Origin of the sequence: Pantoea jilinensis (assembly GCF_019104105.1) — a bacterium.
Lineage (GTDB): Bacteria > Pseudomonadota > Gammaproteobacteria > Enterobacterales > Enterobacteriaceae > Pantoea > Pantoea eucalypti.
The window spans coordinates 2,151,460-2,173,698 of record NZ_CP077746.1 but is presented as its reverse complement, the minus strand read 5'-3'; the positions used below and the strand labels follow the sequence as shown (position 1 = coordinate 2,173,698).

Below are 22,239 nucleotides of genomic sequence, written 5' to 3'. Positions count from 1 at the left end.
GCGCATCATGCAGTCACATTCATCAGGTGTGACAGTTCATCTTTCACCGACTGCACCTGCGGGCCAATGACCACCTGCAGGCTGGTCTGATTGAGATGCACAACCCCAATCGCGCCGTTGGCTTTCAGCGCCGCATCGTCCACCTTACTCATATCCGCCATGGTTAAACGCAGACGTGTCAGGCAGTTGTCCAGCGAGGTAATATTCTCAACGCCGCCCAGCGCCGCCAGGATAGCCGGTGAGTTATAGCCCGATTTACCTTTACCGGCATTGCTGACCTGCTGCGCAACCGCACTGGTATTTTCTACTTCCCGGCCCGGCGTTTTGATGTTGAAGTGCAGAATGGCGAAACGGAAAATCAGGTAGTAACCGGCAAACCATATCGCTGCAACAACCGGTACCCAGTACCACTTTGTCGACAGGCCGTGTAGTACACCAAACACGACAAAGTCGATGATATTGCCATCTGTATTGCCGATAGTAACCCCGAGTATCGCCATGATGGTGAAGCCAACACCGGTCAGCAGAGCGTGGATAAGATAGAGGAAGGGGGCGACAAACAGAAACAGAAATTCGATCGGTTCAGTGGTGCCGCCGACCACGCAGGCCACTACGCCAGAGATTAACAGACCTTTAATCTTATGGCGATTCTCCGGCCGGGCGCAGTGATAGATGGCCAGGGCGGCACCAGGCAGACCACCGAGGAAGGCCGGCATTTTGCCCTGAGACAGGAAGCGGGTCGCGCTTTCAGCAAAACCGTGGGTTTCCGGGCAGGCGAGCTGCGCCTGGAAAATGGTTAACGCACCGCTGACGCTCCTGCCACACACATCCAGTGTGCCGCCTGCATCGGTAAAGCGCATGATCGCCACCAGAATATGCTGCAGGCCAAACGGCAGTAGCAGGCGTTCGCCGGTACCAAAAATCATCGGGCCAAAGTCACCCGCGCTATTAATCATCCAGCCTAATCCGGTAATGCCCCGTGCGAAAAATGGCCAGATCAGCGGCACGACCAGCCCCATTAACCCAATCACCAGCGTGGTGATAATCGGGACAAACCGGGTGCCGCCAAAAAAGGCCAGCGCATCGGGTAGTCGGATGTTATGGAAGCGCTCGTGTAGCCAGAACACGACGATACCCACAATCACCGCACCCAGTATGCCTGTATCGATCGACGGAATCCCCATGATCGGCTGAACGTTATTCGCTTTCAGCAGGGCGGCATCAGTGGTCGGCAGAATGCCATTGATATTTAGCCAGAAGTTGATGCTGAGGTTTAATACAGCATAACCCACGAAACCGGCAAACGCTGCAACACCTTTGTTCTCGCGCGCCATACCCAGCGGAATCGCAATAGCGAACATCAGCGGCAGATAGCTGAAGGCAAACGATCCCAGCTTGGCCATCCACAGAAAGAGATATTGGAGCCAGGAGTGATCAAGCACAGGTAACAGAGTCAGAACGTCATGGCTGCTCAGTGAACTGCCAATCCCGAGCATGATGCCGCAGAATGAGAGCAGGGCAACCGGCAGCATAAAGGTTTTCCCCAGACTCTGGAAAAATTCCCAGACGGACATTTTTTGGTGAGAAGGTGACATGAACGCTCCTGGATAAAAGGACCATTGAGTAAAGTGGCGGGATGATAAAACGTTTTACCTGGATCTTATGCGCGCTGAATCACAATCCTCAGGTCATGGGTGATATTATTCTGACGTCATAAGGTGTAACGTTTTACCTTGTTTTCTAATGCTGTAGTTCAGTTGAGTAATCTGATGAGTAAAATCACCATCAATGATGTTGCGGCGGCGGCGGGCGTCTCGGTGACCACGGTATCGCTGGTGTTATCCGGTAAAGGACGGATCTCTGTGGCCACCATGGCACGCGTGAATGAGGCCATTGAGCAACTCGGCTTCGTCCGTAACCGTTCAGCGACCATGCTGCGTGGCGGTGAGAGTGGTGTGATTGGATTGATTGTCCGCGATCTCAGTCAGCCGTTTTATGCCGAGATGACGGCAGGTCTGAGCGAAGCGCTGGAGAAGCAGGGCAAATTGCTGTTCCTGACGCAAAGCGGTGCTCAGGGGCAGCATCTGCATCGCTGCTTTGAGTCACTGGTCGCTCATGGGGTGGATGGTATAGTGCTGGGAGGCGGTGCCGACAAGGCCAGCCAGATTGTGACGAGAGCCAGCGAACTGAATATGGCGTTAGTCTGCGCCGCGCGCGCCAGTAGCCTGGAAGAGGTGGACGCTATCCGTCCCGATAATGCTCAGGCTGCGCGTCTTGCCACTGAATACCTGATTCGTCAGGGACATCAGCGGATTGCCTGGCTGGGCGGCCATAGCGCTTCACTGACGCGGGCGGAACGGCTTGGCGGCTATTGCGCCACACTGCTGCAATATGGTCTGCCGTTCAGGCCTGAATGGATTATTGAATGCGGCAGTACCCAGAAAGAGGCTGCCGAAGCGGCGGTCCAGTTGTTTCAGCACCATCCCCGATTGACCGCCGTGCTGGCTTACAATGCCACTACCGCGCTGGGGTGTTATTTTGGGCTGATGCGCACCGGGCGCACATTTTCCCGTGGTGCAGTCGACAGCTATTACGATCAACAACTGGCTTTAATGGGGTTTGGCGATGAACCGCAGGCGGAACTCACCGATCCCCCTCTGACGTTTGTCACCAGTTCCGCACGGGAGATTGGCCGCGTGGCCGCAGATCGTATCCTGCAGCGGATGGCGCATCCTGACGCCGCCCGGCAAAACGTGATTATGCCGCCACAGCTGGTTATTCGCGGGTCGGCATAAAAAAGGCGACCCGGAGGTCGCCTTTGATGGAAGACAGCGCAATTACTGTGGCATGCCTTCGCTGGTGGGCATGCCCAGCATATAGCGGGACATGAACTGCTCCAGCGTCATCTTGTCGCCGTTCATGTTCACCTGACCGTTGGCATACTGCAGGCTGGTCACGATGTTGTTATCCTGCTGCTGAGTCAGGCGGAACATCTGACCCATCGCCGCCAGACCCTTCACCTGCTGATCCGCCAGCTTTTGCGCGTCGTCGGCCTGATAACCTTCAGCCAGACCTACCTTACGCATGGTTTCGGTGGCCATCGGCATGTTGATGACCAGTTTGCTATCCAGGCTTTTCAGCACCCGATCAACCATGGCGCTGAGGGTCTGCGCTTCGCCGGTGACGGTGGACGGATCGTTGAAGCTGGCGGTCAGATTGAAGGTACTTTCACCTTTATCGTTTTTCCAGCTCAGCGGAGCGATGCTGATGGATGGCGAGCCTTTCAGCAGCATCGACAGGTTGTTCATCAGAATCTGATGAACGCCCGCCTGATAGCGAATAGGGTCTTCCGCAACGCCAGGCTGGCTCAGCAGTTCCTGCATCTGCGCGTTGTAACGATCGGAGAAGGCTTTGACTGCCTGGGCATCAAACTGGGACAGCTTCATTTTCAGGGCTGCCTGACCAAAATCCTGTTTCTGCAGCTGAACGCCTTCAACCTTGTAATCGATATTGCCGCCAATCTTACCGGCACTATTATCGAACGAGGAGGTGCCTTTCATTTTATTCAGCGTCAGGGCATCCTGACCATTGATGCTGGCATTCACCTTCTCAATGTCTACCGACTGGTCGCCGATACGCACGCCTTCCGGGCTGAGATGTGTGTTACCGCTTAGCTTCAGACCATTAATGGTGAAGAGGACAGGCTGGCCCATCTCATTTTTGCTGGTCAGCGCGAGGCTATCAACGTCACCGTCCAGCGACACTTTATCGCCTTTGTTATCTGCACTGACGTTGAAGGTGCCGCCATTGGTGGCCAGGCGTTCGCCGGTTTGGGCATTCTGATAGTCAACCGGCAAGACGCGCAGCGCGGTATCCGTGGCGCCGCTGTAACCAATGCGGGTGTCTGCGTTAATCAGAGACTTGTTCCCGGTCAGTTCAAACAGTTTTTTCACCGCATCGGTGTTAGCCAGTTCGGTATGAACGGACGCCATGCTTGGGATCAGATTGAAATGCTTCAGCTGCGCGAACGGGAAAGGACCATGATCGATAGTCTCATTCAGGATGATGCTCTGACCCGGTTTCAGCAGCGGATTATCTTCCGTCTGTGAGCTGGCCTGAACCACCAGATTTACTTTGCTGCTGAACACGCCGCGCTGATAGTCCTGATAGCTGATCTTCAGTCGGCTGTTCGGGGCATAAGCATTCAGCTGAGCGTTGGCGTTTTGCACCAGCTGGTCCCTGTGGCTTTCAATCTGCTTGCCGGTGAACCATGCCGCGCCAGTCCAGACTACGCCCAGTGCGATGATCACACCTACGGCAACATTGGTCTTTTTCATTGCTGATTCGTCCTTATCCTTGAGTCCGCTTATGCCGCAGGTTTAGCCTGGCGACCGAAGAAAAACGCCCGCAGGCGTTTAAAAGCTAATAGGTTGAAATAATAGCAGTTAACAGGCATGCCGTCAGCCGCTTCACCCTAAGTCGTTAAACACCCGCGCCAGTCGGCCCGTGCCAGCCGCCGTAACCGGTGATTCGCTGGCGGCAATGAAGCAGGACTCGCCAGGCTTCAGCGTCACCTGCTGCTCGCCTTTGGCGATCACGGCCTGGCCTTCGATGCAGAACATTATCGCGGCGCTCTGCTGCGCCAGCGACTGGGGTTGTGCATTGAGACTGTGAATAGCAAAGGCAAAATCGTCGACCGGAATCGGGAAGCGCAGTGTGTTGCCCTGGTGCTCCGGCGCTGTCAGCAACGCATTAGCGGGCTTCTCATCGAATTTCAGATTAGCCATCAACTCGGCAATATCGATATATTTCGGGGTTAAACCGGCCCGCAGGACGTTATCGGAGTTTGCCATCACCTCCAGTGCCACGCCTTTCAGATAGGCGTGCGGGGTTTCCGCGTAGAGGAACATCGCCTCGCCAGGTTGCAGGGTAATGACATTCAGCAGCAGCGGTGAAAACAGGCCACTGTCGTCAGGATACTCTGCCGCAATCATACGGATGGTTTCCCATGGCTCGCCCTGTTGCACGTCAAGCGCAGATTTCAGCACGCCCAGCGCCAGCGATTTCGCCTCGCCCTCCAGTGACAGCAGGGTAGAGAACAGCGCGGCCAGCGTATCCTTTTCAGGGTGCTGCAAAAAATGCGCAATCTGTGGATGTGCGCCCGCCACCGGTTCCAGCAGTGAAACCATCTGCGTCAGTGTGCGAAAGCCATTCATCGCCTGAAACGCAGTCAGCGCGTAGACCAGCTCTGGCTTGTGGTTGGCATCTTTATAATTGCGCTCAGCCGCAGCCAGTGGAATACCCGCTGCATTCTCACGCGCAAAACCCACTTCGGCGGCATGCTTGCTGGGATGAACCTGAATCGACAGCGGTTGATCGGCACATAACACTTTGAACAGGAAAGGCAATTCACCAAAACGCTGCGCCACCGCATCGCCCAGCATCGCCGCAGGCGAAGCATCAATCACGTCACGCAAAGAACGCTCGCTGCCCTGATCAATAACGGTTGAAGGGCTTTTCGGATGTGCGCCCATCCAGAGTTCCGCCATCGGCAGCCCTTTTGGGTTCTCAACCCCATAAAGTTCAGTCAACGCAGTTTTGCTGCCCCACGCGTAGTTTTGCAGCGAATTGTTCATTTTTTGCATCGCATAATCCTTTATCACGGGAAATTATTGCGGCTATTAAAGCAGAAACTACCGGTAAAAATACATATCCAGCGCAAAAGGACGCTAAGCTCTGATAATGTTAAATTATTGTATATTACTATTCTGACTGCCTGGCAGCCGATCGTGATCACGGACCAGGCGGTCATTCTTTAAAACAAGGTGAAGGAGACGTATTCATGGCAGCCAACCGCATTGAGAAAGATTCAATGGGCCCCATCGACGTACCGGTAGACAAACTGTGGGGCGCGCAGACGCAGCGCTCACTGGAACACTTCCGCATCTCAACTGAAAAAATGCCGACCGCGCTGGTGCATGCACTGGCACTGACCAAGCGCGCCGCCGCCAGCGTGAACCGCGATCTGGGCCTGCTGCCCGCAGATCGCGCCGATGCGATTATCAGCGCGGCGGATGAAGTGCTGGCGGACAAGCATGCGGATGAATTCCCGCTGGCAATCTGGCAAACCGGTTCCGGCACGCAGACCAATATGAACATGAACGAAGTGCTGGCGAATCGCGCAAGTGAAATCCTCGGCGGCGAGCGCGGTATGTCGCGCCTGGTCCATCCCAACGACGATGTGAACAAGAGCCAGAGCTCCAACGATGTCTTCCCGACGGCGATGCATGTCGCCGCCGTGATTGCCCTGCGCGAACAGCTGATCCCACAAATTCAGGTACTGAAAAAGACGTTGAGCCAGAAGTCTGACGCCTTTAAAGATATCGTCAAAATTGGCCGTACTCACCTGCAGGATGCGACGCCGCTGACGCTGGGCCAGGAGATTTCCGGCTGGGTGGCGATGCTGGAGCATAATCTGAAGCATATCGAACAGAGCATTCCGCACGTGGCGGAACTGGCGCTGGGCGGAACCGCAGTTGGCACCGGCCTGAATACCCACCCGGAATATGCAGTGCGCGTGGCGAAGGCGCTGGCCGACCTCACGCAGCAACCGTTTGTCACTGCGCCTAACAAGTTTGAAGCGCTGGCCACCTGTGATGCGCTGGTGCATGCGCATGGCGCGTTGAAAGGGCTGGCTGCTTCACTGATGAAGATCGCCAACGATGTGCGCTGGCTCTCATCCGGTCCGCGCTGCGGCATCGGCGAAATTGCTATTCCTGAAAATGAACCGGGTAGCTCCATCATGCCAGGCAAAGTGAATCCAACGCAGTGTGAAGCGATGACCATGCTCTGCTGCCAGGTGATGGGCAACGATGTCGCCATTAATATGGGCGGCGCGTCCGGTAACTTTGAGCTCAATGTGTTCCGTCCGATGGTGATCCATAACTTCCTGCAATCGATTCGTCTGCTGGCAGATGGCATGGACAGCTTTAATCATCATTGCGCTGTCGGCATTGAGCCGGTGCGCGAGCGTATCGACCAGCTGCTGAACGAGTCACTGATGCTGGTGACGGCGCTCAATACTCATATTGGCTATGACAAAGCGGCAGAAATTGCCAAGAAGGCGCACAAAGAGGGGCTGACGTTAAAAGGCTCCGCGCTGAAGCTGGGTTATCTTACCGAAGAAGAGTTTGATGCCTGGGTCCGGCCGGAAGAGATGGTCGGCAGCATGAAGTCCTGATATTCAGGATGAGTCAGAGGCCAGCAGATGCTGGCCTTTTTTATTCAGAGGGGGCAATCAACCCACAGATGCAGGCGGGGTATCAGCAAATTCAGTGGCTCAGCGGCCGGTTTATGACGATGCGTTATGTTATCGGCGTCGTAATTGAGTAACTCGCCCAGCGCCGGAACCTGAGTGCGATCGCGACAGATCACCAGTATTGGCGACGGGCAGGCGAGTTGCGTTTGCTTCTGTTCATCCGCGCGCCAGACACGAGCCACCGGCTGAACTTTTACGGGACGCTTGATTTTCAGCCGTGCCGAAGCGGGCAGGGCGCGTACGCTTGCCAGCTCTTCCTGCACTTTTTCCGCCCACTGTTCCCGTGACCACGGTGCCTTCGCCCGTCCCGACTTCAGGCTTTTTTCCAGCTGGGCGATCACCTCTTCGCGCCTGAGATTCTTGATAATGTGCTTGTTGGCCCAGCCGAAACGCAGGCTGTCTGGCGCGCTCAGCAGGGTAATGGTGCGATAGGCATTCAGGGTAATCAGCCCGCGCAGGTGCTGGTGGACAAACTCAAAACGCGCTTCACTCGGCAGCCCTGAATCCACGGTAATCAGCTGCTCCAGCCTTGCTTTCAGCTGGTTGATAAGTTCGACCAGCGAGACGATTTCCGCTTCCTGTTGCGCATCACATTCAATACAGAGTGCGCCGGGTAAGCGTACGGCTGCTTTCGTGCTCAGCTGTTCAGACTGGTGCTGCATAAAAAGGCGGCAGTAGTGGTCAAGCGCCATCTTTAACGCGCGCTCACCGAGATGCTGCTCAACGGCAATCCGGGTAATCGCCTCATGTTCGCGGCCTTTAACCACGGGCGGCAGGCTGAAGACACGGGCGATCAGCAAGGGTGTAGCTTCAATCTGCTGACGCAATTCACCCAGTGCCAGTTCCAGATCGTTAACACACTGATGCATATCAGCCACTAAGTCATAGCGCGTCATGTTGTGCCTCCATAGTTACAACGTCCACAATGTGGCAGAAGCGTCGGAAGGATGCAAGCGCCATATAGTTACAACATACTATAAGGTTTAATCAAAAAACCGTGCGGTCTGTCTGGCCTGCCAGCGAAAAGGAGATCACGCATTTTGGCTTATCGCAGAACATGTTATAAAACGGTTCGCCTGCTAATGGAGAGACCCCTTGTGAATCAGAACATCAAACCCGGCATCGCCGCCATTTTTACCCTTGGCTGGGTACAGATACTTTCCTGGGGCGGGTCGTTCTACCTGATGGCGGTAATGGCGAATCCGATTGCCGCAGAGACCGGCTGGTCACAGCAGTGGATTTACGGCGCGCTATCAACCGGCATTCTGGTGTCGGGCCTGCTGTCACCGCTGGCGGGCAGAATTATCGCCCGAACCGGTGGCCGCCTGCTGCTGGCACTGAGTGGCGTCGTGATGGCGGTGGGGCTGGTGATAATGGCTTACAGCGTCACGCTGCCGCTGTTTCTGTTCGCATGGGTAATTATTGGCATCGGAATGGCGATGGGCCTCTATGATGCGCTGTTTGCCACCCTCGGCACCTGCTATGGCGGTAAGGCGCGTTCCGCGATTACCAGCATTACACTGATTTCGGGCTTCTGCACCACGCTGGTCTGGCCAGGCACGGCGTTGTTAATTCACGGCTTTGGCTGGCGGGATGCCACGTTGATTATTGCAGCCATGATGGTGGTCTGCGTTTTGCCTGCTTATCTGTTTGCCATACCGGCAAACCACGCGAAGCAGCCTGTGAAAAGACGGAGCAGGGAGCCTGCCTCAGCGGAGATCGAACCTGCGCTGTTCTGGCTACTGTGCGCCATTTTTACGCTGGCGTCCGTGATCATGACAGCGATTTCGGTCCAGCTCATCGCTTTGTTGCAGGCGACGGGCCATACGCTGACCTCGGCGCTGGCGATCAGTGCTGTGATGGGTCCGTGTCAGGTGGGATCCCGACTCGTCGACATCGCCTTTAAGCGCAGTCATCCCATTCGAACCACCTTTTTCTCCGTCGGACTGGTCGCCGCAGGCTTGCTGTTGCTGGCGATCTTTCCACAGATGGCGATACTGAGCATGGTGTTGTATGGCGCAGGAAATGGCTTACGTGCCATCGTGCGCGGAACTTTGCCGCTGGTGATGGTCAAACCAGAGTCTTACGCAATCGTGGTGGGCAAAATGGCCCGCCCGGCATTAATGGGACAGGCGCTGACACCGCTGATTGGTGGATATGTGTTTGAAAGAATGGGCGCGCCGACGACGCTGTGGTTGCTTTGCACCTTAGCAATCTTTAACGTGGTACTGGTTATGGCGCTGAAGCAGCGATTACCGGCGGTATCGGTCACCACCGCCCGATAGCAGGGGCCATTAAGTTTTGAGAGAAGCGGGCCGTTAGCAGGCTAAGCACCTTGTGCTATCGGGCCTCCGCCTTTGGTGAATACGTGCCTTGTCACCGCTGGCTTGCTTCAAAAAAGCAACAGTGTTTGTTATATTTATTGCTCATTGATTGTTCACTTATGCGGCAATAAAACAATAAGATCCACCGCAACTCAGGATAAAGAAATGCTTGATTATCGCTTCCCGACAGCTTTGCAAATGGTTCTGAGCGTAGCGATGGCGGAGCAAATGGGTAAACGCTCTACCAGCGCGATTCTGGCCTACGGGCTTGAAGCGAATCCCAGTTTCATACGAAAATTAATGGTTCCGCTGACCCGTGACGGCATTATCGTCTCGACGCTGGGCCGTACAGGCTCCATTCACCTGGGCCGTCCTGCTGCGGAAATTACCCTGCGGGATATCTATGTCTCCGTCATCGAAGACAAAAAAATCTGGGCCGCGCGTCCTGATGTCGCACCGCGTTGTCTGGTCAGTGCCAACCTCTGCTGGTACTTTAAGTCGATAGCTGATGAAGCCGAGCAGGCGTCGCTGGATGTGCTGGCAAAACGCACCGTGGCAGACGCGCTGAATGAGCTGAAGGTACGCGATACCAGCAACTGCACTGCCGTGCCAGAGCCTGAACCCGAAGAGATTGATGACCTCTGCAAAAAGAGCCGCTGATTGCGGCTTTTTTTATGCCTGTTGAACGTCCATTTCTGAGCCACTTCTTTGCCAAACCTGCAATGCAGGCCTTCTTTCCGAAAATTCCATCTTGAACTCTTACCGCGTAGCAATAGAATGACTTCACAGGATGAAGTCACGGAGGTCAGGGTGAACGCCGTTGTCAGGGAATTACGGAAAAACAGCGTGAAATACTGGCGCAGATTTTTCAAATGCCCCTCCGTGCGGACTGAAATGGCTGGCAGTTGAGTCAATAATCAGGGCGCTGGGTGGTGAGATTAAAGAAGGCAGGGGTTCAAGGGCCCGCTTTCTTCTCAGAGGAAAAATAGCGCGTTTTCACCGGCCGCATCCTTCGCCAGACACCGACAGAGGTGCTGTTGTTAATCTGCGCGAATGGCTGGAAAGTATTGGAGTTGATCCCTATGAATAATCGTTCAAATTCATCAATCACCGTCGCCGGGCAACCCGCGGTGATCACCTATGTCCCCGAACTCAACATGTCCGTGGACGCTTTACTGGCCTGTCAGGTTACTGTGATTTTGTCTCTGACAGCGTAAAGGGCCTCTACAAAGAGGGCGAGATTTCGCTGCGCGAATACCTGGAAGATTGTGCAGCCTCCGGCATCAATCCTTACGCTGAGCAGGAAAAAATAAAAACCTTCACGCTGCGATACCCTGAATCACTGGGAGAGCGCCTGTCTCAGGCGGCAGCTGAAAATTAAACTTCACTCAATGCGTTTATCATCGAAACGCTGAATGAAAAATTAGGTCAGCGTTAACCGCGAAGCCGGATTGACAGGCAATCAATGAATCACAAATAAAAAAAGGGCGATCAGTTGATCGCCCCGGTTAACATCTGTGGTTTACACCGTCACTGACTCTGCATTGCCAGACCGGCGCGTCACCAGTTTGCGCAGGGCGACATAGAACACCGGCGTCAGGAACAGGCCGAACAGCGTCACGCCGAGCATACCGGAGAAGACGGTAATACCAGTTACGCCGCGCACTTCTGCACCTGCGCCTTCACCCAGAATCAGCGGTATGGTGCCAGCGATAAAGGCGATGGAGGTCATCACAATCGGACGCAGACGCAGGCGACACGCTTCCAGCGCCGCTTCCACAATGCCTTTGCCCTGAATCTCCAGCTCCCGTGCGAACTCCACGATAAGAATCGCGTTCTTACAGGCCAGCCCCATCAGCACCACCAGTCCGACCTGCACGAAGACGTTGTTGTCACCGCCGGTCAGCCAGACGCCAAACAGCGCAGAGAGCATCGTCATAGGGACAATCAGGATCACCGCCAGCGGCAGCGTCCAGCTCTCATAAAGCGCCGCCAGCACCAGGAACGCCAGCAGGACAGCCATCGGGAAGACAATCAGCGCGGTATTGCCCTGGGTTGACTGCTGATAACTCAGGTCAGTCCACTCGATGTTCATGCCGTTCGGCAACAGCTGACCGGACATCGCCTCAAGCTGGCTCATTGCCTGCGCTGAAGAGAGCACGCGCGGGTCGGCATCACCAATCAAATCCGCCGCCGGATAGCCGTTATAGCGGATCACCGGGTCGGGGCCATAGGTGGTGGTGATGTTAACCATGCTGCCAATCGGCACCATCTCACCGCGGTCGTTTCGGGTGCGCAGGTTAGCAATATCTTCCACGCTGTCGCGGAAATCGCCATCCGCCTGCGCCATTACACGCCAGGTGCGGCCAAAGCGGTTGAAGTCATTCACATACGACGAGCCAAGATAGGTCTGCAACGTGCTGAACAGGGCAGTCAGCGACACGCCCTGTGCCTTGGCTTTATCCCGATCAACCTTCACATCAAGCTGCGGAACGTTGGCCTGATAGGAGGAGATAGGGAAGTGCATCCCTGGAGTCTGCATGATGCTGCCCGACAGCGTATTGATTGCCGTCTGCAATGCGCCATAGCCCAGACCCGCACGGTCCTGCACATAGAGCGAATAACCGGAACCCTGACCCAGCCCCAGAATCGGCGGTGGCATAATTGAGAAGCCAAACCCCTGCTGGATTTGCGAGATCTTCGCATTGATCTCCGCGTTGATCTCCGCTGCCGTATGTTTGCGCTCATTAAACGGTTTCAGGCCGAAGAAGACCGTTCCGCTGTTTGGCGTATTAGTGAACTGCAACGCATTCAGGCCGGGGAACGCCACCGCATAGGCGACGCCTTCGGTCTGCATACCGATTTCACTCATCTTACGAATCACTTCATCGGTGCGCGCCAGTGACGAGCCTTCCGGCATCTTCACGCCACCAATCAGGTAGAGCTTATCCTGTGTTGGGATAAATCCACCTGGCACGGTGTGGAACATAAAACCGGCACCGGCCAGCAGCAGCACATACACACCAAACACCGCACCACGGCGACGCAGCGTGCGACCGACCAGTGATTCATAGCCATGCGCACTGCGCTGGAAGAAGCGGTTAAACGGACGGAACAGCCAGCCAAACAGCGCGTCAATGATCCGCGTTAACCGATCTTTCGGCGCATCATGACCTTTCAGCAGCATCGCTGCCAGCGCAGGCGAGAGCGTCAGCGAGTTAATGGCGGAGATCACCGTGGAGATCGCAATGGTGGTGGCAAACTGCTTGTAGAACTGCCCGGTAACGCCCGACAGAAACGCCATCGGCACAAACACTGCGCACAGCACCAGCGCAATCGCAATGATCGGCCCGGAGACCTCTCGCATTGCCTGATGCGCCGCAGCACGTGGCGAAAGTCCCATCTCAATATTACGTTCGACGTTCTCCACCACCACAATGGCGTCATCCACCACGATACCAATCGCCAGCACCAGCCCAAACAGGCTCAGGGTGTTCAGCGAGAAGCCGAGCAGATAAAGCACGCTAAACGTACCGACGATAGAAACCGGCACCGCCAGCAACGGAATGATCGAGGCGCGCCAGGTCTGCAGGAACAGAATCACTACCAGCACGACCAGGATCACCGCTTCAAGCAGAGTCTGAACCACCGCTTTAATAGAGTCCCGGACAAACACCGTCGGGTCATAAGGCGCGGCCCATTTCACATCGTTGGGGAAGCGGGTCGCCAGCTCATCCATTTTGGCGCGAACCGCATTGGAGAGGTCAATGGCGTTAGCACCAGGCGCCTGGAAGATACCGATACCCACTGCGTCTTTGTTATTCAGCTGCGAACGCAGGGCATAGCTGCCTGAACCCATCTCAATCCGCGCCACATCACGCAGGCGCACCAGCGAACCATCTTCTGAGGTTTTCAGGATGATGTCGCCGAATTCCTGCTCGCTCTCCAGTCGTCCCTGCGTGTTGATCGACAACAGGAAGTCGCTCTGCTTCTTCAGCGGCTCGGCACCCAGCTGACCGGCAGAGACCTGCACGTTCTGCTCCTGCATCGCCGTCACCACATCAGAGGCGGTCAGACCACGCGCCGCGACTTTATTGGGATCAAGCCAGACGCGCATCGCATATTCGCCTGCGCCGAAAATCTGGATCTGACCGACGCCCGGCAGACGCGCAAGCTCATCTTTCACCTTCAGCGTGGCGTAGTTACGCAGGTAGAGCGAATCATAGGTATTGTTGGGTGAGAACATGTGAACGACCAGCGTCAGGGTCGGCGACATCTTCTGGGTTGTTACCCCCAGACGACGCACATCTTCCGGCAGACGGGCTTCCGCCTGTGCCACGCGGTTCTGCACCTGCACCTGTGCCTGATCGGGATCGGTGCCTGGACGGAAGGTGACGGTAGTCACCAGCACGCCGTCCGAACCGGCCACAGACTTCATGTACATCATGTTCTCGACGCCGTTAATCGCCTCTTCCAGTGGCGTCGCCACGGAGTCTGCAATCACCTTCGGGTTAGCGCCAGGATACTCAGCACGCACCTGCACACTGGGTGGCACGACGTCGGGATATTCACTGATCGGCAGTAACGGGATGGAAATTACGCCGGTGACAAAAATCAGGATCGACAGCACCGCAGCAAAAATTGGCCGGTCGATAAAAAAGCGGGAAAAGTCCATAGCGGCCTCGAATTATTGAGCGGCTGCCGCACGCATGGCGACCTGCTGAGCAGTGACCGGCATGCCGGGCATAAACACTTTTTGCAGACCGGCGATGATTACCTTGTCACCGGCGTGCAGACCCGACTTAACAATACGCAGGCCATCTATCATCGCGCCGGGCTGGATATCGCGCCGCTGCGCTTTGCCTTCTCCATCCACCACGTAGACATATTTCCGATCCTGGTCGGTTAACACCGCTTTATCATCGATCAGCACCGCCTCGAACTGCGCGCTGCCTGGCAGACGCACGCGGGCAAACAGACCCGGCGTAAACTGACGCTGTTGATTGTCGAGCAGGGCGCGCATCCGAATAGTGCCCGTGCTGGCGGTCAGCTGGTTATCCGTGAAATCGATTTTGCCCTGATGCGGAAAACCCTGTTCGCCAACCAGCGCAATCTCGACCGGCAGCGCATGACGCTGCTGGCCCTGACGCGCCATCGCCTGATAGTTGAGGAACGTGTTCTCATCGACATCGAAGTAGACATACATCTGCTGCTGCGACACCAGCGTGGTCAGCACGCTGGCGCTGTCGCCAGCGGTGACCAGGTTACCAGCGGTGATCTGCGCGCGGCTGGCGCGACCATCAATCGGTGCGGTGACGCGGGTAAAGTCCAGGTTAAGCTGCGCCATATCGACCGCGGCTTCTGCGGCCAGCACATCGGCCTGCGCCTGACTGGCAGCAGAACGACGCTGTTCCCACGCCTCGCGGGAAATCGCCTGTGTGCCGATCAGCTTCTCGCTGCGGCCGGACTCACTGCGGGCCAGACTCGCCTGGCTGCGTGCACGAGCCAGTTCCGCTTTGGCCTGCTCCAGCGCCGCGCGGTAACTCCGGTCATCAATGGTAAACAACACCTGACCTTTTTTGACTTCATCGCCTTCCCGATAGTTAACCGAGTCGATGTAGCCCGAGACGCGCGGACGCAACTGCACGCTTTGCACTGCTTCCACCCGTCCATTGAAGTTGTCCCACTGACTGACTGGCTTGATCAGCACGGGTGCGGCGCTCACTTCAGGCGGTGGCGGCGGGGCGTTTTGCGCCACACCCTTGTCGCAGCCGCTCAGTTGAGTGATGAGCAGTACCATCCCTAAGAGGGTTAAACCCTGACGAACCCGGTTCGTAATCATTGTTGTTATTCCGCGATAGATATAAACAGGCGGCCTGCAGGCCAATATTTGCAACTTTTAAGATTGCAATTAATCGCGGTGAGTGTAGGCTTGCGGGGCTGGCAACTGCAAGAATAACAGATACACTTTATGTGCGGTTTAGGGCAGGGCGATGAAGACCTGAACAGATCAGCATAAACCCTACAAAGAGTGCGGCATTTAATGTACTAATAAAACTTGCATTAAATGGCATAGTCAGCCACCCTTAAGTGTAACTGCAACTGATACTAATACTTTTCGCCACGGCGACAGGAGAGACTGGAATGATGAGTGATGCCTTTATTCACGATTTAATCGACTGGATTGATAACAACATCGAAGCACGTCTGGATCTGGATACCGTTTCAGAGCGTGCGGGTTACTCCAAATGGCACCTGCAGCGTATGTTCAAAGAGCACACCGGTTATCCATTGGGTGAATATATCCGCGTTAAGAAGCTGAAAAAATCAGCCGATCGCCTGACCACCACCGATGAGCCGATTCTCAATGTGGCGATCTCGTTAGGTTTCGACTCGCAGCAATCCTTTAACCGCAGTTTCAAACGTCAGTATGGTGTCGCGCCGGGTGCATGGCGTCGTCACAGCGGGGAATCGCACGCAGCTTAACCTCGCCAGGGCCAGCTTGTCTGGCCCGCGCTTTTCTCTGTGCATAAAACTGGTATCATCTGCGTCCTGTTGTCTCGGATGCCATCATGTCAAAAAAACTCTGGATTGGACTTTTCCTTGTCCTCGCGGCCTGTTTCTACGGCCTGAAACCTTATCTGAACACGGGTTCTACACCTGCCCAGACGGATATCGCCACCCTGACCGATGCCCATACCGTGGCCCGCTGGGTGCTGCAGCATCAGCAATTGCCGGACTACTACCTCACTAAAAGCGATGCGCGTAAGCGTGGCTGGAATCCAGCCAAAGGCAATCTGTGCGAAGTTCTGCCAGGAAAAGCTATCGGCGGCGATCGATTTACCAACCGTGAAAAACGTCTGCCATCGCGTGCAGGTCGTCAGTGGTATGAAGCGGATGTGAATTATCGCTGTGGTCATCGCGACGCCGATCGTCTGGTCTACTCCTCTGACGGGCTGGTGTTTCTCTCCACCGATCACTACCGCAGCTTCAGACAGGTACCCTGATCATGCTTAATCTGACCTTTGACCTGCGTCAGCTCACCACGCGCGCGGCCTTTTATCAGGCGCTTGCTGATCAGAGCGGCTGTCCGCAGACGTTCGGACATAATCTGGATGCGTTATGGGACTGGCTGACGGGTGGGATGGCGCTGCCTGCTACGGTCTGGCTGCAGCACTATGCTGCGCATCATGCCGATTTAGCGCCAGTGCTGGCGCTGCTGGAAGAGGCGGCGCAGTCGCTGGAGGGCGAACTGCGCCTGATCATTGATTAAGCGCGCAGTGGCCTGAGCAGGGCAACCAGCGCTTCACGGGCTGCCAGTGGCAGATCGCCGCCGCCGGTATAACCATTGTTCTCAATGATGACCTGATTCAGCCCCACCAGCCAGTCGTAGATATAATAGGCAGTATGGTTAGCCGGGGCAGCCGAGAGTTTGGTCAGACGCTGACCGGCACTGAAGCTGACGCTGGGCGCCGGAGGACGTGAGAATATCACCTGACCCCGGTTAACGCGGCTGTCGGGGCGTTCGCTTTCAGGGCGCTGTAAAAAGCCGAGCCAGGCAACAAAATCCCCCAGCACCGTCATCGCCCGCGTCACCTGACGATCGGCGCGTGATTCATGGCTGACGCTCTGCGAATCGGGTTCATGCAGCGCCTGCTGCAGTTTCTGCGCGATATCGGTACGGAAACCGGCCGTAATTAACTCTTCAACCAGCCACTCCATCGTCGCCTTGTCCACGTTGAGCAACGCCAGCAGGCTGCGGTTTTCCGGCAGCTGACGCAGATGATCCAGCCACAGCAGCAGCACCTGACGCGGGAACTGCTGAGCGCTTTGCAGGCTCTGACGCGGCTGAACCGGTGCTTGGGCCGGGCTTTCACTGAACAGGTCAAATTCGAACCCGATGCCGAACTGATTTTCCGGTGCCTGGCTGTTCGCGGGTTTGCTGCCCTGTAATGCTGACTGATTAAGCCAGAGCTGGCGCAGCGCCTCACGCGGCGGCTGCAGGCGTTCCAGCAGTTCGCCATGCAGGCCAGTACGATGCTGCAAACACTTCAGCAGCGTGTCGGCGATGTTCTGTTTGCGTGCCGCCTGTTCCGGACTGGCACCCGCTTCGGTCCAGGGCAGTAAACGCCGCTCTACCACGGTGTGCTGAATCTGCGCCAGCTGAGCCAGCAGCAGGTCGCGGCGGGCTTCCGGCTGCATCTCATCCTGTAACCAGCTTGCCATGCGGTCGACTCCCGCACGATCCAGTGCCAGCATCGATCCCCAGTGCTGACCCGGTTGTCCCATCTGACGCTGCACCGCTTCATCCACATTGACCAGCTGATGACGGGCATCGAACGGGGTAATCGCCCAGATCAGGCGCGGTTTCTCTGCCGATTCCTGAGCGGGCTGCTGACGCTGCCATTCGCGCAGCGTTTCGCTGGCGAGATCCACATCCTGACGGTGACTGGCTGCGGTACAAACCAGCAGCAGGTCAATCGCCTGACGCGCGGCATAAAGACCAGGCAGCAGGGCGCGTTTCTGCGCCAGCAGCTGCGCACGCAGGGGATCCTGCTGTTGCAGACGCTGACGATCTTCCTGGGTGGCCGCATCACCGGACTGACCCGGCGCGGGCAGCTCCAGCATGTCGGCATCATCATAGAGGGCGGTACGCGGCGTCGAACTAAGTGGCGCCAGCACTTCCAGCGTCAGCAGCGCCAGTAATCCCAGCGGAACGTTCTGCGCCTTGCCGATGCGGTTACCGTTCAGCGGGCAGACTTCGACCAGCTGCTGCTGATCCTGCTCGCTGGCTGGCACAATCAGCTGCTCAGCCGGCAGCAGCGAGGTGTCGGTCAGCAGGCTCAGTGGCGCGATTACGCGGGTGCTGTTACGCAGCTGATGACGAAGATGCAGCAGGCTGCGCAGCATCTCGTTCAGTTCCGGCTGAGCTGGCCACAGCAGAGAAAAGAGCTGCACCCGGTCGTCAACGCTGAGCCACGGCGCCAGCTCAACCGCCTGCGGCCAGAAATGACGGTCCAGCCGCACATCGTGGTGTGAACGACGACGGCACCAGGACCAGAGCGTGACCAGTGCATCACCGTCAAGACCGGCCAGCGGCGTAGCGAGGCGATGACGCTGCAGGCGCTGCAGTGCGCTGTCAATCTGCGCGGTGTCAGGCGACGTCTCTCCGGCACACGCGACCATCAGCCGCACAATCTCCGCTTCGCTCAGCAGCGTCAGTTCAACCGGCCACTCATTTGAGAGCGGCTCGCGCTGATGGCTGAAACGGGTCGCGGTAGCAAAGTCGAGATTGCCGGGATTGATGTGCTGAAACCAGCTCAGCTGTTTATCGCCCATGCGGGTCACGAGCTGGCCCTGCGCATCAGCCACCATTTCGTTCAGCAGCCAGGCTTTGCCCGCCTGTGACTGTCCAAACAGTGCCAGCGTCACCGGACGTGCGACCTGCTGCGCCAGTGCCTGCGCCTGTACGCGCGCCTGACGCAGCTGCAGCGTCAGGGTTTCGGCTTCCAGCGCCAGTCGTGGCGACTGCTCGCGGGTAGTTTCAATCCACGTCAGGCTGTTATTCAGGGCGTCCTGCAGCAGGCTAAGGCGTTTTGCCAGCGTTTGCGGCTGACGAGGTTTCAAAGCTTTCATCGTTTACACACGCTCCCGCTGTCAATCCAGTATTGCGCATTGGCATTGCCGGTCGCCGACAGGGTATTCAACTTCAGACTTAACTGCTCCAGCGGCACGCGGGTGCCATCATCCAGGCGCGCATCGCTCAGCACCAGGGTTTCCGGGCCGGAGGCATCGGGGCCGGCTTTTACGGCCAGTTTGATGCGCAGCACGCTCTCACCGGCCACCTTACGCGCCAGCGTGGTGTCGTTCAGCGTCAGGCTATAGAGCGGCGAGGCGGGCCAGCGCTCGTTATCAAGCTGACGGAAGCCGAGACAGACGTTACCACGAATACGGAAACTGCTTTTTTTATCCAGCGCATAGCCAGGATTGTCGAGGTCAATTTCGCTGTAGCACAGGTTCTCATCCGTTAGCGCCTGGTTTTCGTCAAGCATGCCAAGATAGCGAATGGTCGAATAGGGTTCAAAATCGCCCGCGCGGAACCAGAAGCTGCTGAGGCGGAGATCCAGCGCCAGCAGACAGAGCATCGCGCCGACTGCCGCTGTGGATTTCGGGTTGTCGATGCGCCCATGTTTGTTAAACGGATACCAGTCGCTGGTGTGATAGCCTTCCAGCGACAGAATACGGCTGCCCGGCAGCGGCTGCAGATGACGGACCAGCGCCTGAATACCCGGGAAGCGCGACGGGCGACCGGTCAGCAGCAGCACGTCGCACTGATAGAGCGACACCACTTCACACATTGAGCGCAGCGCCGGAATAATTGCCATCCGGTGCTGCATAAATTCGCCATGCAACTGGGCCAGACTGACCACCAGCGGCACCTGCAGCAGGTCAAAACGGCTATTGCCACCCAGTTCGCGCTGAATTTCACCGTTAACAAACGCCAGCACCGCGTCGCCCGGAGGCTGATCGACCAGCTCGCCAAACAGCGCGTTGATCTCGGCGTGACTTTCCAGCGGATCCCAGTTTTCGTAACGCTCCAGCACTGCCTGCGCCAGCGGAATAAACAGCTGTAAGGTGACCTGCTGACGCAGTGTCGCCTGACCGTCCATGCGGCTGTCGTGACCAAACAGCTTGTTCATCAGCGGTTCTGCCAGCGTCAGACCTGCTTTCTGAAGATGCTGCTGCAGCGCCGGTAAAATCCACAGCTGAATCACATCCAGCAGGATATCGTCGCCTGCCACTTTAAAGCCTTCGCGGAACAGCAGGCGCGGGGTGATTTTGACATTGTTGCCCTGACCATCGTCCAGACGATACTGGGTGATGGCGAGGTCAGTGGTGCCGCCGCCGATATCAATCGAGGCGATACGCAGGCTTTTTCCTGGCAGTTCGTCGGCCTCACGCGGACGGTCCGGACGCGCCATGCTGCTGAAGAAGTCTTCGGCACGACCGGCAAAGTTGACCTGGGTTTCATTGAACAGCCAGACCATCTGACCACAGGTCGCTTCATCCCACTCCATCTGCACATCCGGCAGCGGTTTCGGGGTCTGACGCGACAGCGAGGGGGTAAATTCATCTTCGTCCGCCAGCCAGCCTTCCGCTTTCCAGACCAGCGCCAGCGCTTCCTGCATCCGGCGGCGGAAAATTTCACGCTCCGGCTTTGGCATCGCCGATGGCAGCGTCAGGATCACATGGCGCAGCTGACGCGGCGCGTGGCTCTGTGGCATGCGCTGACGCTGTGCCGCGCTGTTCATCTGCATCAGCGCCTGAGCCAGCAGCTCACACAGCATAAAGGTCATTAGCGAACTGCGGCTGTAGTGCGGCGAAAAGACCGGCAGACGATCGTCCGGTGCCAGCGTAGAGAGCGGCTGGCCTTCGTCGTTCAGCAATGTGGTAAAGGGTGCGGCGTAGGCCAGCGGTTCAGCCTGATCGCCAGGGGTGTTAAAGCGCCAGCCTGGCTGATAGCGCGCTTCATCCCACAGATAGCGGCGCGGGCTGGAGAGGCCGGTGCTGCCTTCCAGTCCCACACGCTGCAGGGCCAGACGGCTTGCTTCACGTCCAACGCGCGTCAGAGACGGCCACATAAAGGCCTGTTCACGACCGCTTTCCAGCGAGAAATTCGCTTTACCAAAACGGGTTTCGGCAAACTCCAGACGGCTGTCAAACAGCTCGTTATAAACCTGATGCGGCTCGGAGAGATCGCGCAGCTGCAGCTCATAGGTCTGCTTCAGGCCGTTGCTCTCTTCCGGGTGATCTTCCACCAGAACGCCGCAGGTATGGGAGTTGCCGACATCCAGAATGATATCGACATTGACCGCGGGGGTCTGCAATGTAGCGGCCTGAATGTGAATTTCGCTGAGGTCGAGCTGTTCGCCCAGCAGCTCCAGCAGATTGAGGTAGTGCGCCTGATACTCAAACTCGCGCAGTGCCTGATTAATCGCCTGTTCGCGGCGATCGGACACGCGGTCGGTAAAGGATTCGCGCAGCCAGCCGTCAACCCAGGTCAGATCAAGAAATTCGCCCAGCTCGTAGTTGTGCCAGGCGAGCGCAAAGGTCACGCCATTTTGTGCATCAGCAGGGCTCAGGCCGAGCTGCTCGCCACCGTCCTGTTCCGCCACGCAGCGGGTGTCGAAAGCCAGGCTGACGCGATGGGTATTGCCCGCCGCATCAGGAGTGGGCAGGGCAACCAGGCGCATCCGCGCCCAGTTTTCAGGGCCACCAATAAAGCGACGTCCGCTGGCACAGCGCAGCATCGGCAAGGGCAGCCAGCAGGCTGACAGCAGGGTCAGGGAGTCTGCCAGGGCGATATCGGACTCCGGGCGCACCACTTCAGCGGCACCCCCATCTTCCGGATAGAGCAGAAACTTACCGCTGTTGCCATCGACCTTCAGGCGCAGCAGCGGGCCATTGGCGGTCTGGCGCACAAACTGGCGGCGCGCCGGGGTATCGGAGAGTTGCAGGCCAAAATCCAGAAACTGCACACCGCTGTTTTCAATCAGCGTAATTTTTTGTTTGTCATCGATCAGGGGAGCCAGCATC

The 22,239-nt window shown here is 56.9% G+C and carries 15 protein-coding genes and 2 pseudogenes; 9 read left to right on the top strand and 8 right to left on the bottom strand.

Annotated features, from left to right (window positions below; all coding sequences use genetic code 11):
• Positions 1-5: 5 nt before the first annotated feature.
• Positions 6-1,595: a maltose/glucose-specific PTS transporter subunit IIBC gene (gene malX / locus KTJ90_RS10225; RefSeq protein WP_003853444.1), complete on the bottom strand. Its 1,590-nt coding sequence runs from the start codon at positions 1,593-1,595 to the stop codon at positions 6-8.
• Positions 1,596-1,769: 174 nt separating this feature from the next.
• On the opposite strand from malX, the gene malI reads away from it, so the two are divergent.
• Positions 1,770-2,795, top strand: coding sequence for a Mal regulon transcriptional regulator MalI (gene malI, locus KTJ90_RS10220; protein ID WP_008926237.1), 1,026 nt, complete (start codon positions 1,770-1,772; stop codon positions 2,793-2,795).
• A gap of 42 nt (positions 2,796-2,837) precedes the next feature.
• Here the strand turns inward: malI and KTJ90_RS10215 are convergent, their stop codons facing one another.
• Positions 2,838-4,337, bottom strand: coding sequence for a YdgA family protein (locus KTJ90_RS10215; RefSeq protein ID WP_039660294.1), 1,500 nt, complete (start codon positions 4,335-4,337; stop codon positions 2,838-2,840).
• 132 nt (positions 4,338-4,469) lie between these two features.
• Entirely contained in the window at positions 4,470-5,645 is a 1,176-nt protein-coding gene (manA, locus tag KTJ90_RS10210) for a mannose-6-phosphate isomerase (protein ID WP_003853447.1), read from the bottom strand.
• 197 nt (positions 5,646-5,842) lie between these two features.
• On the opposite strand from manA, the gene fumC reads away from it, so the two are divergent.
• On the top strand, positions 5,843-7,240 hold the full coding sequence (gene fumC, locus KTJ90_RS10205; RefSeq protein ID WP_003853448.1) for a class II fumarate hydratase: 1,398 nt from the start codon (positions 5,843-5,845) through the stop codon (positions 7,238-7,240).
• A gap of 44 nt (positions 7,241-7,284) precedes the next feature.
• On the opposite strand, the gene tus is transcribed toward fumC, so the two are convergent.
• Entirely contained in the window at positions 7,285-8,214 is a 930-nt protein-coding gene (gene tus, locus KTJ90_RS10200; RefSeq protein WP_003853450.1) for a DNA replication terminus site-binding protein, read from the bottom strand.
• Positions 8,215-8,400: 186 nt separating this feature from the next.
• On the opposite strand from tus, the gene KTJ90_RS10195 reads away from it, so the two are divergent.
• From KTJ90_RS10195 to KTJ90_RS10180, 4 genes and pseudogenes are all read left to right on the top strand, one after another.
• On the top strand, positions 8,401-9,603 hold the full coding sequence (locus KTJ90_RS10195) for an MFS transporter (protein ID WP_499024437.1): 1,203 nt from the start codon (positions 8,401-8,403) through the stop codon (positions 9,601-9,603).
• 204 nt (positions 9,604-9,807) lie between these two features.
• Positions 9,808-10,302, top strand: a complete 495-nt coding sequence (locus KTJ90_RS10190; protein WP_003853455.1) for an RrF2 family transcriptional regulator — start codon at positions 9,808-9,810, stop codon at positions 10,300-10,302.
• A 170-nt stretch (positions 10,303-10,472) separates the two neighbouring features.
• Positions 10,473-10,732 (top strand): annotated as a pseudogene (locus KTJ90_RS10185) (type II toxin-antitoxin system HicA family toxin).
• Positions 10,725-11,023 (top strand): annotated as a pseudogene (locus KTJ90_RS10180) (type II toxin-antitoxin system HicB family antitoxin). The pseudogenes KTJ90_RS10185 and KTJ90_RS10180 overlap by 8 nt, the downstream one beginning before the upstream one ends.
• A gap of 141 nt (positions 11,024-11,164) precedes the next feature.
• Here KTJ90_RS10180 and oqxB read toward each other — a convergent pair.
• Together oqxB and KTJ90_RS10170 are read right to left on the bottom strand one after the other, a co-directional pair.
• Positions 11,165-14,317: a multidrug efflux RND transporter permease subunit OqxB gene (oqxB, locus tag KTJ90_RS10175; protein ID WP_003853459.1), complete on the bottom strand. Its 3,153-nt coding sequence runs from the start codon at positions 14,315-14,317 to the stop codon at positions 11,165-11,167.
• 12 nt (positions 14,318-14,329) lie between these two features.
• Positions 14,330-15,484 (bottom strand): efflux RND transporter periplasmic adaptor subunit, encoded by a 1,155-nt coding sequence (locus KTJ90_RS10170; protein ID WP_003853461.1) that lies wholly within the window; start codon positions 15,482-15,484, stop codon positions 14,330-14,332.
• A gap of 302 nt (positions 15,485-15,786) precedes the next feature.
• Between KTJ90_RS10170 and KTJ90_RS10165 the strand changes: the two genes are divergently transcribed.
• The 3 genes from KTJ90_RS10165 to KTJ90_RS10155 all read left to right on the top strand — a co-directional run bounded on the left by KTJ90_RS10165 (position 15,787) and on the right by KTJ90_RS10155 (position 16,915).
• Positions 15,787-16,128, top strand: coding sequence for a helix-turn-helix domain-containing protein (locus tag KTJ90_RS10165; protein WP_003853463.1), 342 nt, complete (start codon positions 15,787-15,789; stop codon positions 16,126-16,128).
• A gap of 86 nt (positions 16,129-16,214) precedes the next feature.
• Positions 16,215-16,649, top strand: a complete 435-nt coding sequence (locus KTJ90_RS10160; RefSeq protein ID WP_286863613.1) for a ribonuclease domain-containing protein — start codon at positions 16,215-16,217, stop codon at positions 16,647-16,649.
• Positions 16,650-16,651: 2 nt separating this feature from the next.
• Positions 16,652-16,915, top strand: coding sequence for a barstar family protein (locus KTJ90_RS10155; protein WP_286863612.1), 264 nt, complete (start codon positions 16,652-16,654; stop codon positions 16,913-16,915).
• Here the strand turns inward: KTJ90_RS10155 and KTJ90_RS10150 are convergent.
• Positions 16,912-19,278 (bottom strand): virulence factor SrfC family protein, encoded by a 2,367-nt coding sequence (locus KTJ90_RS10150; protein WP_192377571.1) that lies wholly within the window; start codon positions 19,276-19,278, stop codon positions 16,912-16,914. The two genes, KTJ90_RS10155 and KTJ90_RS10150, sit on opposite strands and share 4 nt — an antisense overlap.
• Complete coding sequence (locus KTJ90_RS10145) at positions 19,275-22,238, bottom strand: virulence factor SrfB (RefSeq protein ID WP_039660289.1); 2,964 nt, start codon at positions 22,236-22,238, stop codon at positions 19,275-19,277. Before KTJ90_RS10145 ends, KTJ90_RS10150 begins: the two co-directional genes overlap by 4 nt.
• Position 22,239: the final 1 nt, after the last annotated feature.

Bases quoted from the DNA above. Each gene is read 5' to 3' on its own strand.
- malX (WP_003853444.1), bottom strand. From the start codon at position 1,595: ATGTCACCTTCTCACCAAAAAATGTCCGTCTGGGAATTTTTCCAGAGT.
- malI (WP_008926237.1), top strand. From the start codon at position 1,770: ATGAGTAAAATCACCATCAATGATGTTGCGGCGGCGGCGGGCGTCTCG.
- KTJ90_RS10215 (WP_039660294.1), bottom strand. From the start codon at position 4,337: ATGAAAAAGACCAATGTTGCCGTAGGTGTGATCATCGCACTGGGCGTA.
- manA (WP_003853447.1), bottom strand. From the start codon at position 5,645: ATGCAAAAAATGAACAATTCGCTGCAAAACTACGCGTGGGGCAGCAAA.
- fumC (WP_003853448.1), top strand. From the start codon at position 5,843: ATGGCAGCCAACCGCATTGAGAAAGATTCAATGGGCCCCATCGACGTA.
- tus (WP_003853450.1), bottom strand. From the start codon at position 8,214: ATGACGCGCTATGACTTAGTGGCTGATATGCATCAGTGTGTTAACGAT.
- KTJ90_RS10195 (WP_499024437.1), top strand. From the start codon at position 8,401: ATGGAGAGACCCCTTGTGAATCAGAACATCAAACCCGGCATCGCCGCC.
- KTJ90_RS10190 (WP_003853455.1), top strand. From the start codon at position 9,808: ATGCTTGATTATCGCTTCCCGACAGCTTTGCAAATGGTTCTGAGCGTA.
- oqxB (WP_003853459.1), bottom strand. From the start codon at position 14,317: ATGGACTTTTCCCGCTTTTTTATCGACCGGCCAATTTTTGCTGCGGTG.
- KTJ90_RS10170 (WP_003853461.1), bottom strand. From the start codon at position 15,484: ATGATTACGAACCGGGTTCGTCAGGGTTTAACCCTCTTAGGGATGGTA.
- KTJ90_RS10165 (WP_003853463.1), top strand. From the start codon at position 15,787: ATGATGAGTGATGCCTTTATTCACGATTTAATCGACTGGATTGATAAC.
- KTJ90_RS10160 (WP_286863613.1), top strand. From the start codon at position 16,215: ATGTCAAAAAAACTCTGGATTGGACTTTTCCTTGTCCTCGCGGCCTGT.
- KTJ90_RS10155 (WP_286863612.1), top strand. From the start codon at position 16,652: ATGCTTAATCTGACCTTTGACCTGCGTCAGCTCACCACGCGCGCGGCC.
- KTJ90_RS10150 (WP_192377571.1), bottom strand. From the start codon at position 19,278: ATGAAAGCTTTGAAACCTCGTCAGCCGCAAACGCTGGCAAAACGCCTT.
- KTJ90_RS10145 (WP_039660289.1), bottom strand. From the start codon at position 22,238: ATGCTGGCTCCCCTGATCGATGACAAACAAAAAATTACGCTGATTGAA.